The organism is Micrococcus lylae NBRC 15355 (assembly GCF_001570885.1).
GTDB classification, from domain to species: domain Bacteria; phylum Actinomycetota; class Actinomycetes; order Actinomycetales; family Micrococcaceae; genus Micrococcus; species Micrococcus lylae.
The window spans coordinates 1-16,854 of record NZ_BCSN01000055.1 but is presented as its reverse complement, the minus strand read 5'-3'; the positions used below and the strand labels follow the sequence as shown (position 1 = coordinate 16,854).

Sequence of the window (16,854 nt, the reverse complement as noted above, 5' to 3'; positions counted from 1 at the left end):
TGCGCGGACCGGCCCCGGCACCGCCCTTCCGGCCCGCCCGTCAACCGAACCGTGTTCATAGCGAATTCATAGACCTTTTCGCTACGAGAGTGGGGTACATTGGGGCCGACGGCGTAAGCGTAAGATACATCCCTGATGGCCCGATCCGTCGGTTTCCCTGCTATTCCCGAAGGATTCCCATGACCGAGAACCTTTCCCGTCGTTCCGTCGCACAGGGCATCGCCTGGTCGGTGCCCGCCGTCGCGGTCGCCGCCGCGGCCCCCGCCATGGCCGCCTCCCCCACCTGCACGGCCGAGAGCAAGACGATCATCGATCAGGCCTTCGCGGACGCCACCGCCGCACTGACGTGCAACGGAGCTCCGCTCAAGCTCGAGATCAACTTCTACCAGCCGCTCAACGCTGGCGATGGCTTCGCCACCGATGCCTACGTCAACATCAAGAACCTCTCCCGGTGCACCTACACGTTCACCAAGACGAACCCCCTCAAGGTGGCCATCGACGTGGTCCGCGTGAACGAGCTCTCCGTGACCAACGTGCGTGACATCACCGGGGTCCGCACCTCCTGGGGTTCGCGCACCTGGTCTCAGACCGAACGCGGCTCCTCGCCCGTCCCCGTCGGTGGCCGAGACGCGAAGATCCAGTGGACTTTCTCGGGCAAGCTTCCGGGTGCCGGCCTGGGCGACAACGAGGCGGACATCGCGATCGGCTTCGGTGACGGCGCCACCGGTCGGGGCCGTATCCATGATGCGCTCCTGGTGACCCCGAGCACCGGCTCAGGTGCGCCCACGTTCGAGTCGCTCCTGGAAAAGGGCGTCTCGGCCGACTGCATCGACTACTACAACGAGAAGCTCAGCACGTGGACGAGCCCGGTCGTCTGGTCCTACACCGGCCCCAAGGGCTCCGGTCAGCTCGCCGCCGGTGCGACCCTCGACTCCCGGACGAGCGGAAACACCACTTCCGGAATCCAGTACGCCAACTCCACCAACGGCATCTGGTGATACGGCAAGCCTGAGCACCACGAAGGGTCCCAGCAAGGAATTGCTGGGACCCTTCGTCGTCTGCGTCTGTGGTCGAGCCGGCCGAGCCTCGCTCCAGGAGTAGCGGGGTATTGCGGGCCCGGCAGGATGGTCGCCCCCGCGCCATCGATACGGATGGCACGGGGGCGACGTCGCGAGCGGACGCGGCTGCTGCAGGCCGTGACGGGCGTCAGTGCTGGTGGTCGTCCTCGTCGTCCTCCGGCTTGTCCGCCACGAGGGTCTCGGTGGTGAGCACCAGGGCGGCGATGGAGGCGGCGTTGGCCAGGGCCGAACGGGTCACCTTCACCGGGTCGACCACGCCGTCGGCGATCAGGTCTCCGTACACGCCGGTCTTGGCGTTGAAGCCCTGGTTGGGCTCCATCTCCGCAACCTTGGAGACGACCACGTAGCCGTCCTCACCGGCGTTCTGGGCGATCCAGCGCAGCGGCTGCTTCAGGGCCTTGCGGACGATGTCCACACCCACGAGCGCGTCGTCGGTCAGCCCCTGGACGGCCTCGTCCTCGTCCAGGACGGCCAGGGCGTTGATGAGGGCGGTGCCGCCGCCGGCGACGATGCCCTCCTCCAGGGCCGCACGGGTGGAGGACACGGCGTCCTCGATGCGGTGCTTGCGCTCCTTGAGCTCCACCTCGGTGGCGGCGCCCACGCGGATCACGCCGACGCCGCCGGCGAGCTTGGCCAGGCGCTCCTGGAGCTTCTCCCTGTCCCAGTCAGAGTCGGTGGCGGCGGCCTCGGCCTTGATCTGGGCCACACGGGCCTCCACCTCGTCGGCGGCGCCGCCGCCGTCCACGATGGTGGTGGAGTCCTTGGTGACGGTGACGCGGCGGGCGGTGCCCAGCACGTCCAGGTCGGCCTGCTCCAGCTTCATGCCGAGGTCCGGGGAGACCACCTGGGCGCCGGTGAGGATCGCGATGTCCTGCATCATCGCCTTGCGGCGGTCGCCGAACCCCGGAGCCTTCACGGCCACCACGTTCAGGGTGCCGCGGATCTTGTTGACCACCAGGGTGGAGAGGGCCTCGCCCTCGACGTCCTCGGCGATCACGAACAGCGGCTTGTTGGACTGCAGGACCTTCTCCAGCAGGGGCAGCAGCTCCTGCACGTTGGAGATCTTGCCGGAGTTGATGAGCACGTAGGCGTCCTCGAGGACGGCCTCCTGGCGCTCGGCGTCGGTCACCATGTACGGGGACAGGAAGCCCTTGTCGAACTGCATGCCCTCGGTCACGTCCAGCTCGGTGGAGGTCGTGGAGGACTCCTCGATGGTGATGACGCCGTCGGTGCCGACGGTGTCGAAGGCGCGGGCCAGCAGCTCGCCGACCTCGTCGTTCTGGGCGGAGATGGCGGCCACGTGGGCCACCTCCTTGCCCTCGACCGGGCGGGCGTTCTCGAGCAGGCGGCGCTCGACGGCGGCCACGGCGGTCGCGATGCCCTTCTTGACCTCGTTCGGGGCGGCACCGGCGGCCACCTGGCGCATGCCCTCGTTCACGAGGGCCTGGGCCAGGACGGTGGCGGTGGTGGTGCCGTCGCCGGCGATGTCGTTGGTCTTGGTCGCGACCTCCTTGGCGAGCTGGGCGCCCATGTTCTCGTAGGGGTCGTCCAGCTCCACCTCACGGGCGATGGTCACGCCGTCGTTGGTGATGGTGGGCGCGCCCCATGCCTTGTCCAGGACGACGTTGCGGCCCTTGGGGCCGAGGGTGACCTTGACGGTGTCGGCGAGCTTGTCGATGCCGGCCTGGAGGGCGCGGCGTGCGTCGTCGTTGAAAGCCAGCTGCTTGGCCATGACGGACGCTCCTTTCATTCAGGGAGTCAGAGGGTGCGAAGACGCGAGGGGCCCGGGGCGCGCGCACCGGTGCGGTGCGCGCCGCTCGCCGGGCCCGTCGCGGCGGGTCACTTGGTGACGACAGCCAGCACGTCGCGGGCGGAGAGCACCAGGTACTCCTCGCCGTTCACCTTCACCTCGGTGCCGCCGTACTTGGAGTACAGGACGACGTCGCCCTCGGCGACGTCCACCGGCACGCGGTTGCCGTTCTCGGCGACGCGGCCCGGGCCGACGGCCACGACCTGGCCCTCCTGCGGCTTCTCCTTGGCGGTGTCCGGGATCACGAGGCCGGACGCGGTGGTCTGCTCGGCCTCGAGCGGGCGGACAACGATGCGGTCCTCGAGGGGCTTGATGGAGACAGACATGCTGCACACTCCTTCTTCTTCGACTCGTCACTGCCGAACCGTCGTCGCGGGTGCCGGATGGCAGAGGTGTTCTGGATTCTTGGCACCCGGAGGGCCCGAGTGCCAACACCCATGACTCTAGGAACCCGCCTGGCACTCGGTCAAGGCGAGTGCCAGCTGTCCGCTGAGGGCGCGCACGCGCGCCTGCCGGCGCCCCTCGCCGGGGCACGACGACGCCCCCTCGCCTCCGTCCGTCCCCGCACCGGGGCGAGGAGGACGGGACGGGGAGGGGGGCCGTCGTCGCCGACGCAGTGCTCAGTAGTAGACGGCGAGCGGGCCGGCCGGGCCGTCCACGACCTCGAAGGGGGTGTGGAAGATGCCCTGGAGCACGTCCGGGCGCATGATCTCGGCCGGGGTGCCGACCGTGGAGACCCGGCCGTCGTTCATGGCGACGATCTGGTCCGCATAGGCGGCGGCGAAGTTGATGTCGTGCATGACGATCACCACGGTGCGGCCGAGGACGTCCGCGGTGCGGCGCAGCTGCTTCATCATCTGCACCGAGTGCTGCATGTCCAGGTTGTTCAGCGGCTCGTCCAACAGCACGTAGTCCGTGTCCTGCGCCAACACCATGGCCACGTAGGCCCGCTGGCGCTGACCGCCGGAGAGCTGGTCCAGGTAGCGGTTCTCATACGCGGTGAGATTGAGGAAGTCGATGGCCTCGGAGATGTACTTCTCGTCCTCCACCGTGATGCGGCCCCTGGAGTACGGGTAGCGGCCGAAGCCCACCAGCTGGCGGACCGTGAGGCGGGTGATGAAGTGGTTCTCCTGACGCAGGATCGCCAGGGTCTTCGCCAGCTCCCGGGACGAGGTGCCGGTGATGTCCCTGCCGTTCACCGTGATGGTGCCGGAGTCCACCTCCTGGAGGCGGCCCATCATGGTGAGCACGGTGGACTTGCCGGCGCCGTTGGGGCCGACCAGGGCGGTCACGCCGCCGGCGGGGATCTCGAAGGACACCGGGCCGATGGTCGTCTCGGCGCCGTAGGTCTTGGAGACGTTCTCGAGGGTGATCACAGGCGGCCCTTCCGCATGATGACGAACAGGAAGACGAGTCCGCCCACGAGCTCGATGATCACCGTCACCGCGCCCTGGGCGTAGAAGACGTGCCGCAGCACGAAGTAGGCGGTGGAGAGGATCGCATAGCCGATGAGGAACGCGACCGGCAGCACCAGCCGATGGTCGTAGGTGTCCGTGGCCGAGTAGGCCAGGGTGGCCACGAGGAACCCGAGGAAGGTCATCGGGCCGATCAGAGAGGTGGTCATGGACATGAGCACGGACACCAGGAAGAGCGAGACCATGACCTCCCGCTTGTGGTTCAGCCCCAGGTTGTTGGTCACGTCTGCACCGAGCGCCACCAGGTTCATGCGGCGGGCCCGCAGCCAGATCACCAGGCCGGTCACCGCGACGATCGGGATGACGTACTTCAGGTTGGCCGTGTCCGCGTTGCCGATGTTGCCGAACAGGCGGGCGGTAAGCAGGTCGAACTCGTTGGGGTCCATGATGCGCTGCATGAAGGAGGACAGCGAGCCGAGGCCGCCGCCGATCACGACGCCCACCAGCAGCATGATGTGGATCGATCCGAGCCGGCCGGAGAGCAGCCACGTGTAGAGCGCCGTGGCGAACAGGACCATGGCGCCGGCCTGGAGGAAGAACTGCGCTCCCCCGGCGAAGAGCGTCAGGCCCGCGGCGCCCAGGAAGAAGACGGTGGCGGTCTGGATGACCGTGTACAGGGCTTCGAAGCCCATGATCGAGGGCGTGATGATCCGGTTGCCCGTGGCGGTCTGGAAGGAGACCGTGGCGAAGGCCTGGCAGAACGCGACGACGGCGATCACCACCAGCGCGTCCATGCGCATGCCGACGATCAGCTCGAAGGCCCGGGTGCCCGGGGCGGCCTTGTTGTCCCAGAGCAGGATGCCGAGGGTGGAGCCGGCCGAGACCAGCACGAGCACCGCGACCAGCAGGATGTACCGGGTGCGGTGGCGGGAGTCGGTGAACGGCCCGGACTGGCGCGGCCTGTCCGCCGTGGAGGCGGGGGCCTGCGCGGAGTCCGGTCCGGCGCTGGAGGTCTTGAGCACGTCAGGCACCGCGGCGCCTCCTCACGAGCAGGAACACGAAAACGCCGGCGCCGACGATGCCCAGGATGACGGACACGGGCACCTCGAACGGGGCGATGACCACACGGGCGAGGATGTCGCAGACGCCCACGATCCACACGCCGACCATGCACACCCACGGCAGGTTCGACCGCAGGTCGTCGCCGCGGACCATGGACACCAGGTTCGGCACCACGAGCCCGAGGAACGGCAGGGACCCGATGACCACGGTGGTCACACCGGTCACCAGTGCCACCATGGTGACGCCGGTGAAGACCACCGCCGTGTAGTTGAGGCCGACGTTCGTGGCGATGTCCTTGCCGAGGCCCGCCACGGTGAAGCGGTCGGCGATCACGAACACGGCCACGAGGACCACGAGGGTGGCCCACATCGGCAGGTAGCGGCTGCCGACGACGGACGTGAAGGAGCCGTTGAACCACTGCCCCACCTGCTGGAGCATGTCCGTCTCCAGGGCCAGGAACGTGGAGGCCGCCCCCACGACGGCGCCGAGCATGATGCCCACGATCGGCACGATCAGCGAGGACTTCAGGGTCACCCGCCGCAGGAAGAGGAAGAACACGAGCGTGCCCACCAGCGCGAACACGATGGCCCCGACCATGCGGACCATCAGCGGGGCGCCCGGGAACAGGATCAGCGTGATCAGCAGGCCCAGGCCCGCCCACTCGGTGGTGCCCGTGGTGGTGGGCTCCACGAACCTGTTCTGCGTCATCAGCTGCATCACCAGGCCGGCCATCGCCATCGCGGATCCGGCGAGCACGAGGGAGACCGTGCGCGGGACGCGGGTGGTCTGGAACATCGCCCAGCCGCCCTCAGCGTTGACCACGTCGTAGACGCCCACGAAGAGGGACGTCACCACCACCGCCAGGGTGATCAGTCCACCGACCAGCAGGGGCCAGGTGCGCTGCCACCGGGTCTTGGGCCGCCGTACCGGCACCGGGGGGACCCAGCAGAAGCGGTCGTCACCGTCCGCGGCGCGGGCCATGGGGTCACGGCGAAGCGCCGGGTCCGCTGCCGGACCCGGCGCCTGCGTGCTCGTGTGAGCGGAGGTCATGCCTTGCTCTCGAACGCGTCTGCGATCTCGTTCATGAGGGTCGTGTAGTTCTGGATGTCCTCAGTGAGGTAGAAGTTGTTCGGCAGGTAGATGATCTGATCCTCCTTCACCGCCGTGACGTCCTTCAGGGCCGGGGACTGCTTGATGAGCTCCTCCGCGGTGGAGTAGTCCGCCTCCTTCGAGGCGCTCGTGGCCGCGTCGCGATCCATCACGATGATCCAGTCCGGGTTCGACTGCGCGATGGCCTCGACCGAGATGTCGTCTCCCATGTGGTTGGTCGAGCCGTCCTGCTCCAGGGACGGGGTCAGGCCGAGGATGTCGAACACCGGGCCGACCGCGCGGCCGGTGCTCGGGGCCGCGTAGGCGAGGTTGCCGCCGGAGGCGATCAGGCCCATCACGGTCTGGTCCTTGTCATAGGCGTCCTTGGCGCGCTCGATGGAGGCGTCGAAGTCCTCGATCAGCTTCTTCGCGTCGTCCTGGTGGCCGAAGACCTCGCCGAGCAGGGTGGTGTGCTGCTTCAGGGCCTCGTCCATCCGGAAGTCCTCGGCCTCGGTGTCGATGTTCGTGTCCACGAGGGCGGCCTCCGGGGCCAGGCCCTTGATGTCCTCCTTCATGTTGGAGAACCGCTGGCCGTTGATGATCAGGTCCGGCTCGGCGGTGACGAAGCCCTCCATGTCCGGCTCGCGATGGGAGCCGAGGTCGTAGACGTCGTCGTTCTCCTCATAGGAGACCCCCGTGCCGTTCATGAGCGCACGAGGCGCGGCGGAGAGCTCGATGCCCCAGTCGTCCAGGGTGCGGAAGGAGCGGTTGTCCGTGGCGATGACGCTCTTCGGGTCCTCGGGCAGCGTGACCTCGTCGCCGGCCATGTCCGTGACGGTGGCGGCGGGGGTGCCCTGCTCTGCCTGCGAGGCGGAGGCGGAGGCGCCGCTGCTCGTGGAGGCGGAGTCCCCTCCTGCGCAGGCGGACAGCGCCAGGAGGGCGGCGGCGGAGAGGGCGAGGGCGCCGGTGGCGCGCTGGCGGAAGAAGGCCATGGAAGTGGTCCCTTTGCGTGACGGGCCGGATTCAAGGTCCGGCGGTGGATGAGTGTGATGACGAGGCCCTTAGGTCAGGCATGCCTTACCTCGCCCGATTAGCGTACATGACTGTTTCGTATTGACCCAAACGAATTGCCGCAGATCACATCGCCCCCTTCTGACCAGGGCGTGTGCTGAAAAATCGGCGCCCGACGGGCGAGGGAGCGCACGCCGTGCCTCTACAGCGGCGTCACCTCGAGAGCCACCTTGGCCTCACCGACCCGGGCCAGCACCAGCGTCGCGTGCCGTCCCCCGGCCCGTCCCGACGACGGCCCCGCCGCCGCCTTGGACCTGGCCGCCTTCTTCTTTCCTCCGCCTCCCAGCAGCTGGGCTCGCAGCTGCTCCGGGGTGACCGAGACGCCGCGCTTCTTCACGTCCAGACGGGTCACTGCGGCCTCTCGGGCCCACCGCTTGAGGTGCTTGATGTTCAGCGGGTGGACGGCCTCGATGCGGTAGCCGTCGGCGAGGCCGGTCCGCAGCGCGTCGTCGGCGACGAGGTACGCGAGGTGGGCGTCGAGCATCCGGGTGCGGTGGCCGCCGTCGTGCCAGCGGGCACCGAGGTCGGAGACGAGCCCGGCGCGGATGACCGCACCGTCCGGTTCGTAGAGGACGGCACCGGGCAGGGCGGCCAGCCCCGCCTCGCCGACCTCGTCGAGCTCCGGCGAGCCGTCCCGGTCCACGGCGCTGACGATCTCCGCCGAGGCGCCGGCACGCTCGCCGCGCGTGCGCAGCACCAGGGCGGCCCGGCGGACACCGGGGCGCGCCAGGGAGCCGGTGTAGAGGCAGACCTCGGTGACCTCGCCGTCCGCGGAGACCCACTGCGCCTCCGCACCGGCGGGGACGGCTCCGTGCGGCAGGCCGGGGCCGAGCTTCACGGCCAGACGGTGACCGGCCTCCGCGAGCGCGAAGACGTCGGTCAGAGTCGGTGAGAACGCCTCCGGATCGAACACCCGGGCCGCGGATGCGGCGCCGGTGACCTGACGCCGGGCCGGGTCGAGCCAGAGGGCATCGACCTGCCCGGCATGGGCCGCCGCCCAGGCGATGCCGTCAGCGTGGAGGACCTCGGCGCGGGGACTGCCCGCGAGGTTCGCGGCGGCGGCCGCGGCCACCGTGGCGTCCCGCTCCACCGCGGTCACGCGCAGGCCTGCGCGGACGAAGGCGAGGGCGTCCGCCCCGATGCCGCAGCCCAGGTCCGCCACATGCCGCACCCCTGCTGCGGCCAGGCGAGAGGCGTGGTGCTCTGCCACCACCAGGCGTGTGGCCTGCTCGAGCCCGTCACGGGTGAGCAGCAGCTCCCAGGCCTGCGGGCCCAACTTGGCGGCGGCCTTCGCCCGCAGAGACAGCTGGGTGAGCACGGCGGCCACCGTCTCGGCGGAGTGGCCGGCCGCCCGCAGGCGGGAGGAGGTCGCCAGCGGGTCCGCGGCGTCCTCGGCCCGCAGCGAGTCCAGCAGCGCCCGCCCCTCCGGGTCGAGGACGGGGGCGAGCACCGTGGCGTCCGGGACCGAGTCCGCGGCGGCGGGACGGGAGGTCGACACGCACATGGACCCCACTCTACGGACGCGTTCGGCCAGGGCCGACGGCGGGCCGAACCCTGCGCACCGACGCCCCGGACGCCGCCCGTGCGGCTGCCCTGCATCCACCTGCCCCGCCGTCCCCCAGGCCCTGCCGTCCTCCAGCCCCGCCGTCCCTGAGGTCACGGGGGTCCAGGTCACAGGGGATCCAGGTCACAGGCGCCACCAAGGCGGCCGGGCCGACCGTAGGATGTCCGCATGACTCTGGACTTCGCACACTCCGACCAGTCCACCCTCGGCATCGAGTGGGAACTGGCCCTCGTGGACGCGGCCACCGGAGACCTGCGCGCCGAAGCGCCGCAGGTGATCGAGGCCATGGCCCGGGCCGCCGGCCTCGAGGACGCGGAGGACAACCCGCACGTCACCGCCGAGCTGCTGGAGAACACGGTGGAGCTCGTGACCGGCGTACACCGCACCGTGGACTCGGCCGTCACCGAGCTCGGCGCGATCGCCGGGGACGTGCTGTCCGCCGCCGAGGCCCGCGGCCTGCACCTGTACTGCCAGGGCTCGCATCCTTTCGCCGAGCCCTACATGCAGAAGGTGACGGACAAGGAGCGCTACGGGCGCATGGTCGAGCTGACGCAGTACTGGGGCCGGCAGATGCTCATCTTCGGCGTGCACGTGCACGTCGGCCTGGACGACGTCTCCAAGGCCATGCCCGTCGTCAACGGCCTGGTGAACCGCTTCCCGCACCTTCTGGCGCTGTCCGCCTCCTCCCCCTTCTGGGCCGGCCTGGACACCGGCTACCAGTCCCAGCGCACGCTGGTGTTCCAGCAGCTGCCCACCGCGGGCCTGCCGTTCCAGTTCGAGGAGTACGACGAGTTCGTCGCGTGCGTGGAGGACATGGTCTCCTCCGGGATGATCGAGGATGCCACGGAGTGCCGCTGGGACGTCCGCGCGGTGCCGCGCCTGGGCACGGTGGAGATGCGGGTGTGCGACGGCATGGCGACCCTCGAGGAGATCGGTGCCGTCGCCGCCCTGACCCAGTGCCTGGTCCACGACCTCGCCGCCTCCCTGGAGCGGGGCGGCACCGTTCCGGTGCTCCCCCCGTGGTACTCGCAGGAGAACAAGTGGCGCGCCGCCCGGTACGGCATGGATGCGAAGGTCATCATCGCCCCGGACGGCACCAAGGCTCCGGTGGGCGAGCACCTGTCCGACGAGCTGGACCGCCTGGCCCCGGTGGCCCGTGAGCTCGGCTGCGAGGAGCAGCTGGCCCACGTGCACACCATGATGGCGGAGAACGCCGCACACCGGCAGCGCCGCATCGAGCAGGAGGCCTCCGCCGTCCCGCCGGCCGAGGGGCAGGACCAGGACGATCACGTCGCCCCGCTGCGCGCGGTGGTGCGCGACGCCGCGGCCCGCACCCGCCGGTCCCTGCACGCCGCGCAGGACCGGGCCGACTGAGTCTCAGACGCTGACGACCTGGACCGGAAGCCCCGGGTCCGCACCGAGCTCGGCCGGGGACGGTGCCACGCCGTCCATGACGAGGCGCGCGCCGAGCGCCGCGACCATCGCGCCGTTGTCCGTGCAGAGGTTCACCGGCGGGACGGTCAGCTCAATGCCCGCGGAGCGGCAGCGGTCCGCCAGCAGCCCGCGCAGACGGGAGTTCGCGGCCACGCCGCCGCCGAGCAGCAGGTGCCGGATCCCGTGCTCGCGGCAGGCGCGCACGGCCTTCGCGGTGATCACGTCCGCCACGGCCTCCTGGAAGGAGGCGGCGATGTCCGCGGCGGGCACCTGCATGTCCCGGGCCTCGAACTGCTCCACTGCGCGGGAGACGGCGGTCTTCAGTCCGGAGAAGGACCAGTCGTGCCGGTGCTTCCCCGGCTCCTGTGCCGAGCAGACGAACTTGCCGGCGGTGAGTCCGCGCGGGAAGCGGAAGGACGTGGGGTCGCCCTCCTTCGCCATGCGGTCGATCACGGGGCCGCCGGGGTATCCGGCGCCGATGAGCCGGGCGACCTTGTCATAGGCCTCGCCGGCGGCATCGTCGATGGTGGAGCCCAGCAGGGTGACGTCCGTGCTGAGGGAGTCCACCTTGAGGATCTCGGTGTGGCCGCCGGAGACCAGCAGTGCGCCGAGGTCCTCGGGCAGGGCATCGCCCCACGCCTCGGGTCGGACGCCGTCGATCAGGCCGACGCCCACGTGCGCCACGAGGTGGTTGATGCCGTAGAGCGGCTTGCCGGCGGCGGCCGCCAGGGCCTTGGCACCGGAGACGCCGACCATGAGGGCGCCGGCCAGGCCCGGCCCGGCGGTCACGGCGATCGCGTCCAGCTCGTCCAGGGTGACGTCGGCGGCCTCGAGCGCACGGCGGATGGTCGGGATGAGCGCCTGCAGGTGCGCACGGGCCGCGATCTCCGGGATGACGCCGCCGAAGCGGACGTGCTCCTCCACCGAGGAGGCGACCTCATGGGCCAGCAGCCGCGTGCCGCGCACGATGCCCACGCCGGTCTCGTCGCAGGAGGTCTCGATGCCGAGCACGAGCGGGGAGCAGGAGGTGGTGGGCATGGCTGTCATCCTACGTCCGTCCCCTCTGCGGTCCTGTGCGCCTGCGCGGCCGTCGCCCGGTCCGCGGCGGTCAGCTCCCGGCGCAGGATCAGGGCGTCCTCGCCGCCGGGGTAGTACCGGCGGCGGGTGTGGATGTGGGCGAACCCGTGCCGCTCGTAGAGGCGGCGGGCCGGCTCGTTGGAGGCGCGGACCTCGAGCATCAGGGCCTCTGCGCCGCGGTGGGCGGCTTCGGCGACCATCCAGGCCAGCTGCGCGGCACCCAGGCCGCGGCCCTGGGCCTCGGGGACGGTGCCGATGGTCTGCACGTCTGCCACGTCCCCGGCGACCATGATGCCGCCGTAGCCGACGATGTCCCCCGGGTGCTGCCCGGCCTCGGTGTCCGCGGTCTCGTCCCGGACGACGACGCGGTAGTCGCGGGTGGTCGGGCGCCCGGCGAGGTCCTCGGCGCCGTGCGGGCCGGACTGGGCGAGCTCGGCCTCGTAGAACTCCGGCGGCCACGCGTCCAGGGGGAAGAGGGTCTGCTCGTGCTGCAGCACCTCGGGGATGTCCCAGACCGTCATCGGGCGGATCAGGAAGCCGGAGGGGACAACGACGGCCGCCTCGCCGCGGTCGGTCGGCCCGCCAGGGTGCGCCGTCGCCGGGCGCCCGGGGCCCTGCCCGTCGGACGGCCCGCCTGCGTGCTGGCCCTCCCCCATCAGGCGGAGGCCCGCTTGCGGGGGCCGGGGACCTTCGCATCCGACTCGCGCAGGTAGAGCGGGGTGAGCGGGCGCAGGCCGCGGCCGCGGCGCAGGGCCAACGCGGCGACCTCGCCGACGGCGGCCGCCTCGGGGACGGCGTCCTCCCAGCCCGGGACGGCACGCACCTGGTCCGGGTAGAGGCCGGCCCCGGCGCCGTAGACGGGCAGGTCCGTGACCTCGGCGGCGCCGGTGACGAAGGGTCCGTGCAGGGTGGTGGCCTGGCCGCCGACCTGCACGTGGTGGGACCAGTAGACCTCGCGGCGGCGGGCGTCGATGGCCACCACGTACTCCTCCACTCCCACGGAGAAGGCGTGGACGGCCGCGCGGTGCGCCAGAGCGTCCAGGCTGCAGACGCCGTGGACGGGCACGTCCCAGCCGAAGCCGAGGGCCTCGGCCGTGGCCAGGCCGGCGCGCAGTCCGGTGAAGGGACCGGGCCCGACCCCCACGGCGATGCCGTCCAGGTCCTTGCCGTCCACGCCGGCCTCGGCGAGGACCTGCTGCACCGCCGGGGTCAGGGCCTCGGCGTGGGAGGTGGTGTCTGCCGCCGTCCAGCAGGAACGGGTCTGACCGTCGGCCACGAGGGCGACCGAGGCGGCGGCGGAGGTGTCCAGGGCGAGCAGGGTGGGCATGCCGGCCAGTCTATGCCGGTCCCCTGCCGCCGGCTCCGTCGGCCAGGGCGGCGAGGTCTGCGCCGGCCCAGCGGGGGCCGTAGGCGCGGAGCACCACGGTGCGCGTCTCGTCGTCCCCGTCGCCGTCCTCATCCGAGAAGTCGGTGACGATGCCGCCGGAGGCGAGCGGGCCGTCGTCGTGGTCCTCCTCCAGGTCCAAGCCGGTGGCGCGGAGAAGGTGCAGGTCCAGCCAGGAGGCGTCCGGGTCCGCGGGGAACCCGGCGAGGGACTCGGCCAGGCCGCGGCCCCACTCGACCACAGTGACCGAGTGCGGCACGGACTCCTCCAGGTCCAGGTCCGTCAGCTCGGCGGCCGAGCGCAGGCGGTAGGCGTCCACGTGGACCAGATCCGGGCCCCCGTGCTCGGCCGGGTGGATGCGGGAGAGCACGAAGGTCGGCGAGATGATCCCCTCGCGCACGCCGAGTCCGCGGCCCAGGCCCTGGGTGAACGTCGTCTTGCCGGCCCCGAGGTCGCCGGTGAGGACGAGGACGTCTCCGGCACGCAGCAGGCCGGCCAGCGCGGCCGCCAGGTCCCGGGTGGCCTCCGCGCCGGGCAGCGGCAGCTCCACGGTCTGCACCGGCTCCGGGGCACCGCGCAGCAGCGAGTCCACCTCGGCCGAGGGGTGCGCCGGTGCCGGGTGGGAGGCGGCGGTGGGCTTGTGCGGGTGCTCGGTCACGGGCGGCCCTCCGTGACGGCGGGCAGGTCGGCGGCGAGGGCCGGCGTGCCGTGGACGTGGATGCGCGTCAGGCGGGCGCCGAGGCGGGTGACGAGCTCGTAGTTGATGGTGCCGGCGGCCGCGGCCCAGGCGTCGGCGGGGATGCCGGAGGCAGGGCCGAACAGCTCGACCGGGGTCCCGACGCGTTCACCGGTCCGGGAGGCGTCCGCCGCGGGGCCGAGGTCCACGACCATCTGGTCCATGGCCACGCGGCCGACGACCTCGAGGCGGCGTCCGCCCACCTGCACGGGGGCGTGCGTCGCCACGCGGGGGACGCCGTCCGCGTAGCCCAGCGGGATCAGGCCGAGGCGGGTGGGACCGGCGGTGCGGTAGAGGTAGCCGTAGGAGACGCCCTGGTCCGCGGGGACCTCCTTGAGGTTGGCCAGGGACGTGCGCACGGACATGGCCGGACGCAGGCCGAGCTGCTCGGCCGAGGTGCCCTCGAACGGGGAGAGCCCGTAGATCCCGAGGCCGATGCGGACCATGTCCAGGTGGACGTCGTCTCGGGTCAGCGCCGCCGGGGTGTTCGCCAGATGCCGGATCACGGGTCGGTCCCCTCCGAGGCCGGCCGCCTGCAGCCGCTGGAACCCGGCGTGGAAGGCGGCCAGCTGGGCGTCGGTCTCGGCGGCCCGTGCAGGCTCGTCCGCCACGGCCAGGTGGGAGAACATGCCCTCCACGGACAGCACGCCCTCGGCCTGCAGGGCGGCGGCCCTGTCCACGAGCTGCGGCCACTGCGCGGCGGTGGCGCCGTTGCGGCCCAGGCCGGTGTCCAGCTTCAGGTGCACGCGAGCGGTGCGGCCGACCGCGCGGGCGGCGTCTGCGACGGCCTCCAGGTCCCAGCCGGAGACGCCCAGGGTGACGTCCGCGGCCACGGCGGCGGCGAAGTCCGTGTGGACGGTGTGCAGCCAGGCGAGGATCTCGCCGTCCACCCCGGCGGCACGCAGGGCCAGGGCCTCGGAGACGTGGGCGACGCCGAGCCGGTCCGCCCCGGCGGCGAGCGCGGCCCGGGCCACCGGGGTGGCGCCGTGGCCGTAGGCGTCGGCCTTCACCACGGCCGTGAGCAGGGCACGGGTGCCGTCCGGGCGGGTGAGGCGCTCGCGCAGGGTGCGCACGTTGTGGGCGATCGCGTCCAGGTCCACCAGCGCGGCGCGCTCGGCGGGCGGCCCGGCGGGGCCCTCCGCTGTGGGCGCGGTGACGGCGCCGACGGGGTCGGCGGAGTCGGCGGCGGTGGGGTTCTCGCTCATGGATGCCTTCCAGGTGGTCACGGGCGCAGCGCCGGCGGACGGCCGGGCCGCTGCGGGGCGGTGTCGATGCGGGTGGATGTCGATTCAAACAGGCCGGCGGCGGGCGGCCCGGTGCGCCGCGCGGTGAGGGCCGGACGCCACATCCGGCCCAGGAGTGCGGCGACGGCCTCGTGCAGCTGGCTGGCGCGCACCAGGGTCTGCTGCTGCAGGCCGGCGGCGCCGGCGGCGTGCAGCCAGGCGCCGGCGGCGGCGAGCGCGGCGGCCCGGTCCCCGTCCACCGGGGCGGTGTCCGGCCCCGAGGCGCCCTGACGGCTCGGCCCGGACGATGCCTCGGCGGCCAGTTCCGCCCGTGCCACGGCCGCCGCCAGCACGGCGCCGAGGACGCCGGAGAGCACGTCCCCGCTGCCGGCGACGGCCAGCTCCGGCCCGCCCTCGCGCACGCACCACAGCGCACCGGACGGGGAGGCCACCAGCGTCTGCGGACCCTTGAGCAGGACCACCGCGCCGGTGGCCTCGGCGAAGTCCCGCAGGTCCTGCCCCGGACCCCGACGACGGCCGCTCGCCTCCGCCTCGCAGGTCGCCTCGGTCTGCCGGCCCAGCCGGCTGCCCAGACGCGCCCATTCCCCCGCGTGCGGAGTCAGGACGGCCTGCACGCCGGCCGCACGCAGGCGGTGCAGGTCCTCGGCGGTGACGAGCTCGAGGGCGGAGGCGTCCAGGACCACGGCGCCCCCGCGGCGCTGCACGGCCGCCTCGAGGACCGCGTCGAGGCGCGAACCGGCGGCGGCGTCCGTGTCCAGGCCGGGGCCGACGACCCAGGCATGGGTGCGCTCGGCGGCCGAGGGCTCAGTCCCGCCGACGACCTCGGGCCAGACGGTGAGGCACGCGGCGCGGACGGCGTCCGGGGCGGCCAGGTGCACCATCCCGGCGCCGGCGGCCAGGGCGCCGCCGGCGCACAGCAGCGCGGCCCCCGGGTAGCGCGGGGAGCCTGCGGCCACGCAGGCCAGACCACGGCGGTACTTGTGGGCGTCCGCCGCCGGGGCCGGCACCAGGGCGGCGGCCTGCGGGGCGTCCATGAGCTCCAGCCGTTCGCGGGGCTCGGTGGGCAGGTGCGGGCCGAGGCCGATGTCCACGACGTGCACGTCCCCGGAGGCGGCGGCACCGGGCCCGACGAGCAGGCCGTTCTTCAGGGCGCCGAAGGTGACGGTGGAGGAGGCGGAGAGGACCTCGCCGGCCACGTCGCCGGTGTCCGCGTCCACCCCCGTGGGCACGTCGCAGGCGACGACGGCGGCGCCGGCCGGGACGGCGCGGGCCGGAGACGGAAGGACGACCTCGCCGGTGGCGCCGGTGCCGAGGATGCCGTCGACCACCACGTCCGCGTCGGCGGGCAGGGCGTCGGCGAACCGGCCGCCTGCCGCGCGCAGGGCCGCCGCACCGGCCGCGTGGAGCCTCGGGGTTCCGTGCTCGTCCCGGCTCGTGGGGACCGCCGTACAGGCCACCCCGCGGCGGCGCAGGAAGGCCAGGGCCCACAGGGCGTCGCCGCCGTTGTTGCCCGAGCCGACCAGGGCGGCGACCACTGTGCCGGCCACCCGCCCCGTACGCTCGCGCAGCACGTCGAGCACATGCCCGGCCAACGCCCAGGCGGCGCGGCGCATCAGCTCGTCGCCGTGGCCGGCGTCCAGCAGCGGGCGCTCGGCCGCGCGCACGGCGGCGCCGGAGACGGCGAAGGAGTCGAGAGCACTCATGGGCGGGCCTCGGCGATGCAGTAGGCGACGGCCACCGGACCGTCGTGGCTGAGGGTCAGGTGCCAATCGGTCACGCCGAGCCGGTCCGCGCACTCCTGCACGGTGCCGGACAGGCGCACCTCCGGGCGGCCGTCCCCATGTTTCGGGCGCGGGACCTCACAGTGCTGCCACTGCATCCCGGCGGGG

16 protein-coding genes are annotated in these 16,854 nt (G+C 72.4%); 2 read left to right on the top strand and 14 right to left on the bottom strand.

Features of this window, described 5'->3' with window-relative positions:
* Positions 1 to 179: 179 nt before the first annotated feature.
* Entirely contained in the window at positions 180 to 998 is an 819-nt protein-coding gene (locus MLY01S_RS10055; protein ID WP_067191686.1) for a hypothetical protein, read from the top strand.
* Between the two features lie 208 nt (positions 999 to 1,206).
* Here MLY01S_RS10055 and groL read toward each other — a convergent pair whose 3' ends face one another.
* The 7 genes from groL to MLY01S_RS10020 all read right to left on the bottom strand — a co-directional run bounded on the left by groL (position 1,207) and on the right by MLY01S_RS10020 (position 9,030).
* Positions 1,207 to 2,811, bottom strand: coding sequence for a chaperonin GroEL (gene groL, locus MLY01S_RS10050; RefSeq protein ID WP_067191684.1), 1,605 nt, complete (start codon positions 2,809 to 2,811; stop codon positions 1,207 to 1,209).
* Between the two features lie 107 nt (positions 2,812 to 2,918).
* Positions 2,919 to 3,215 carry a co-chaperone GroES gene (gene groES / locus MLY01S_RS10045; RefSeq protein WP_067191682.1) on the bottom strand — a complete coding sequence of 99 codons (297 nt, stop codon included), beginning with the start codon at positions 3,213 to 3,215 and terminating at the stop codon, positions 2,919 to 2,921.
* Positions 3,216 to 3,509: 294 nt separating this feature from the next.
* Entirely contained in the window at positions 3,510 to 4,265 is a 756-nt protein-coding gene (locus MLY01S_RS10040) for an iron ABC transporter ATP-binding protein (RefSeq protein WP_067191680.1), read from the bottom strand.
* Positions 4,262 to 5,335, bottom strand: coding sequence for an iron chelate uptake ABC transporter family permease subunit (locus tag MLY01S_RS10035; RefSeq protein ID WP_067191678.1), 1,074 nt, complete (start codon positions 5,333 to 5,335; stop codon positions 4,262 to 4,264). The genes MLY01S_RS10040 and MLY01S_RS10035 overlap by 4 nt, the downstream gene beginning before the upstream one ends.
* Positions 5,328 to 6,416, bottom strand: coding sequence for an ABC transporter permease (locus MLY01S_RS10030; protein WP_082740103.1), 1,089 nt, complete (start codon positions 6,414 to 6,416; stop codon positions 5,328 to 5,330). The genes MLY01S_RS10035 and MLY01S_RS10030 overlap by 8 nt, the downstream gene beginning before the upstream one ends.
* A complete protein-coding gene (locus MLY01S_RS10025; protein WP_067191676.1) occupies positions 6,413 to 7,447 on the bottom strand; it encodes a siderophore ABC transporter substrate-binding protein in 1,035 nt (344 codons plus the stop codon). Before MLY01S_RS10025 ends, MLY01S_RS10030 begins: the two co-directional genes overlap by 4 nt.
* Before the next feature lie 221 nt (positions 7,448 to 7,668).
* Positions 7,669 to 9,030, bottom strand: a complete 1,362-nt coding sequence (locus MLY01S_RS10020) for a class I SAM-dependent methyltransferase (RefSeq protein ID WP_067191674.1) — start codon at positions 9,028 to 9,030, stop codon at positions 7,669 to 7,671.
* Between the two features lie 228 nt (positions 9,031 to 9,258).
* On the opposite strand from MLY01S_RS10020, the gene MLY01S_RS10015 reads away from it, so the two are divergent.
* Complete coding sequence (locus MLY01S_RS10015; protein ID WP_067191673.1) at positions 9,259 to 10,464, top strand: glutamate--cysteine ligase; 1,206 nt, start codon at positions 9,259 to 9,261, stop codon at positions 10,462 to 10,464.
* Between the two features lie 3 nt (positions 10,465 to 10,467).
* On the opposite strand, the gene tsaD is transcribed toward MLY01S_RS10015, so the two are convergent.
* From tsaD to MLY01S_RS12680, 7 genes are all read right to left on the bottom strand, one after another.
* Positions 10,468 to 11,562 carry a tRNA (adenosine(37)-N6)-threonylcarbamoyltransferase complex transferase subunit TsaD gene (gene tsaD / locus MLY01S_RS10010; protein WP_067191671.1) on the bottom strand — a complete coding sequence of 365 codons (1,095 nt, stop codon included), beginning with the start codon at positions 11,560 to 11,562 and terminating at the stop codon, positions 10,468 to 10,470.
* Between the two features lie 5 nt (positions 11,563 to 11,567).
* The gene (locus MLY01S_RS10005) at positions 11,568 to 12,122 is read right to left on the bottom strand and encodes a GNAT family N-acetyltransferase (protein WP_067191693.1); all 555 of its coding nucleotides are present in this window, start codon (positions 12,120 to 12,122) and stop codon (positions 11,568 to 11,570) included.
* Between the two features lie 134 nt (positions 12,123 to 12,256).
* A complete protein-coding gene (tsaB, locus tag MLY01S_RS10000) occupies positions 12,257 to 12,928 on the bottom strand; it encodes a tRNA (adenosine(37)-N6)-threonylcarbamoyltransferase complex dimerization subunit type 1 TsaB (protein ID WP_067191670.1) in 672 nt (223 codons plus the stop codon).
* Positions 12,929 to 12,938: 10 nt separating this feature from the next.
* The gene (gene tsaE, locus MLY01S_RS09995; protein WP_082740105.1) at positions 12,939 to 13,529 is read right to left on the bottom strand and encodes a tRNA (adenosine(37)-N6)-threonylcarbamoyltransferase complex ATPase subunit type 1 TsaE; all 591 of its coding nucleotides are present in this window, start codon (positions 13,527 to 13,529) and stop codon (positions 12,939 to 12,941) included.
* A 110-nt stretch (positions 13,530 to 13,639) separates the two neighbouring features.
* Positions 13,640 to 14,926 (bottom strand): alanine racemase, encoded by a 1,287-nt coding sequence (alr, locus tag MLY01S_RS09990; protein ID WP_082740098.1) that lies wholly within the window; start codon positions 14,924 to 14,926, stop codon positions 13,640 to 13,642.
* A gap of 17 nt (positions 14,927 to 14,943) precedes the next feature.
* Positions 14,944 to 16,668, bottom strand: coding sequence for an NAD(P)H-hydrate dehydratase (locus MLY01S_RS09985; protein WP_082740096.1), 1,725 nt, complete (start codon positions 16,666 to 16,668; stop codon positions 14,944 to 14,946).
* Positions 16,665 to 16,854, bottom strand: a 190-nt coding sequence (locus MLY01S_RS12680) for a holo-ACP synthase (RefSeq protein WP_373279967.1), incomplete at its 5' end; no start/stop codon positions are given. The genes MLY01S_RS09985 and MLY01S_RS12680, both read right to left, overlap by 4 nt.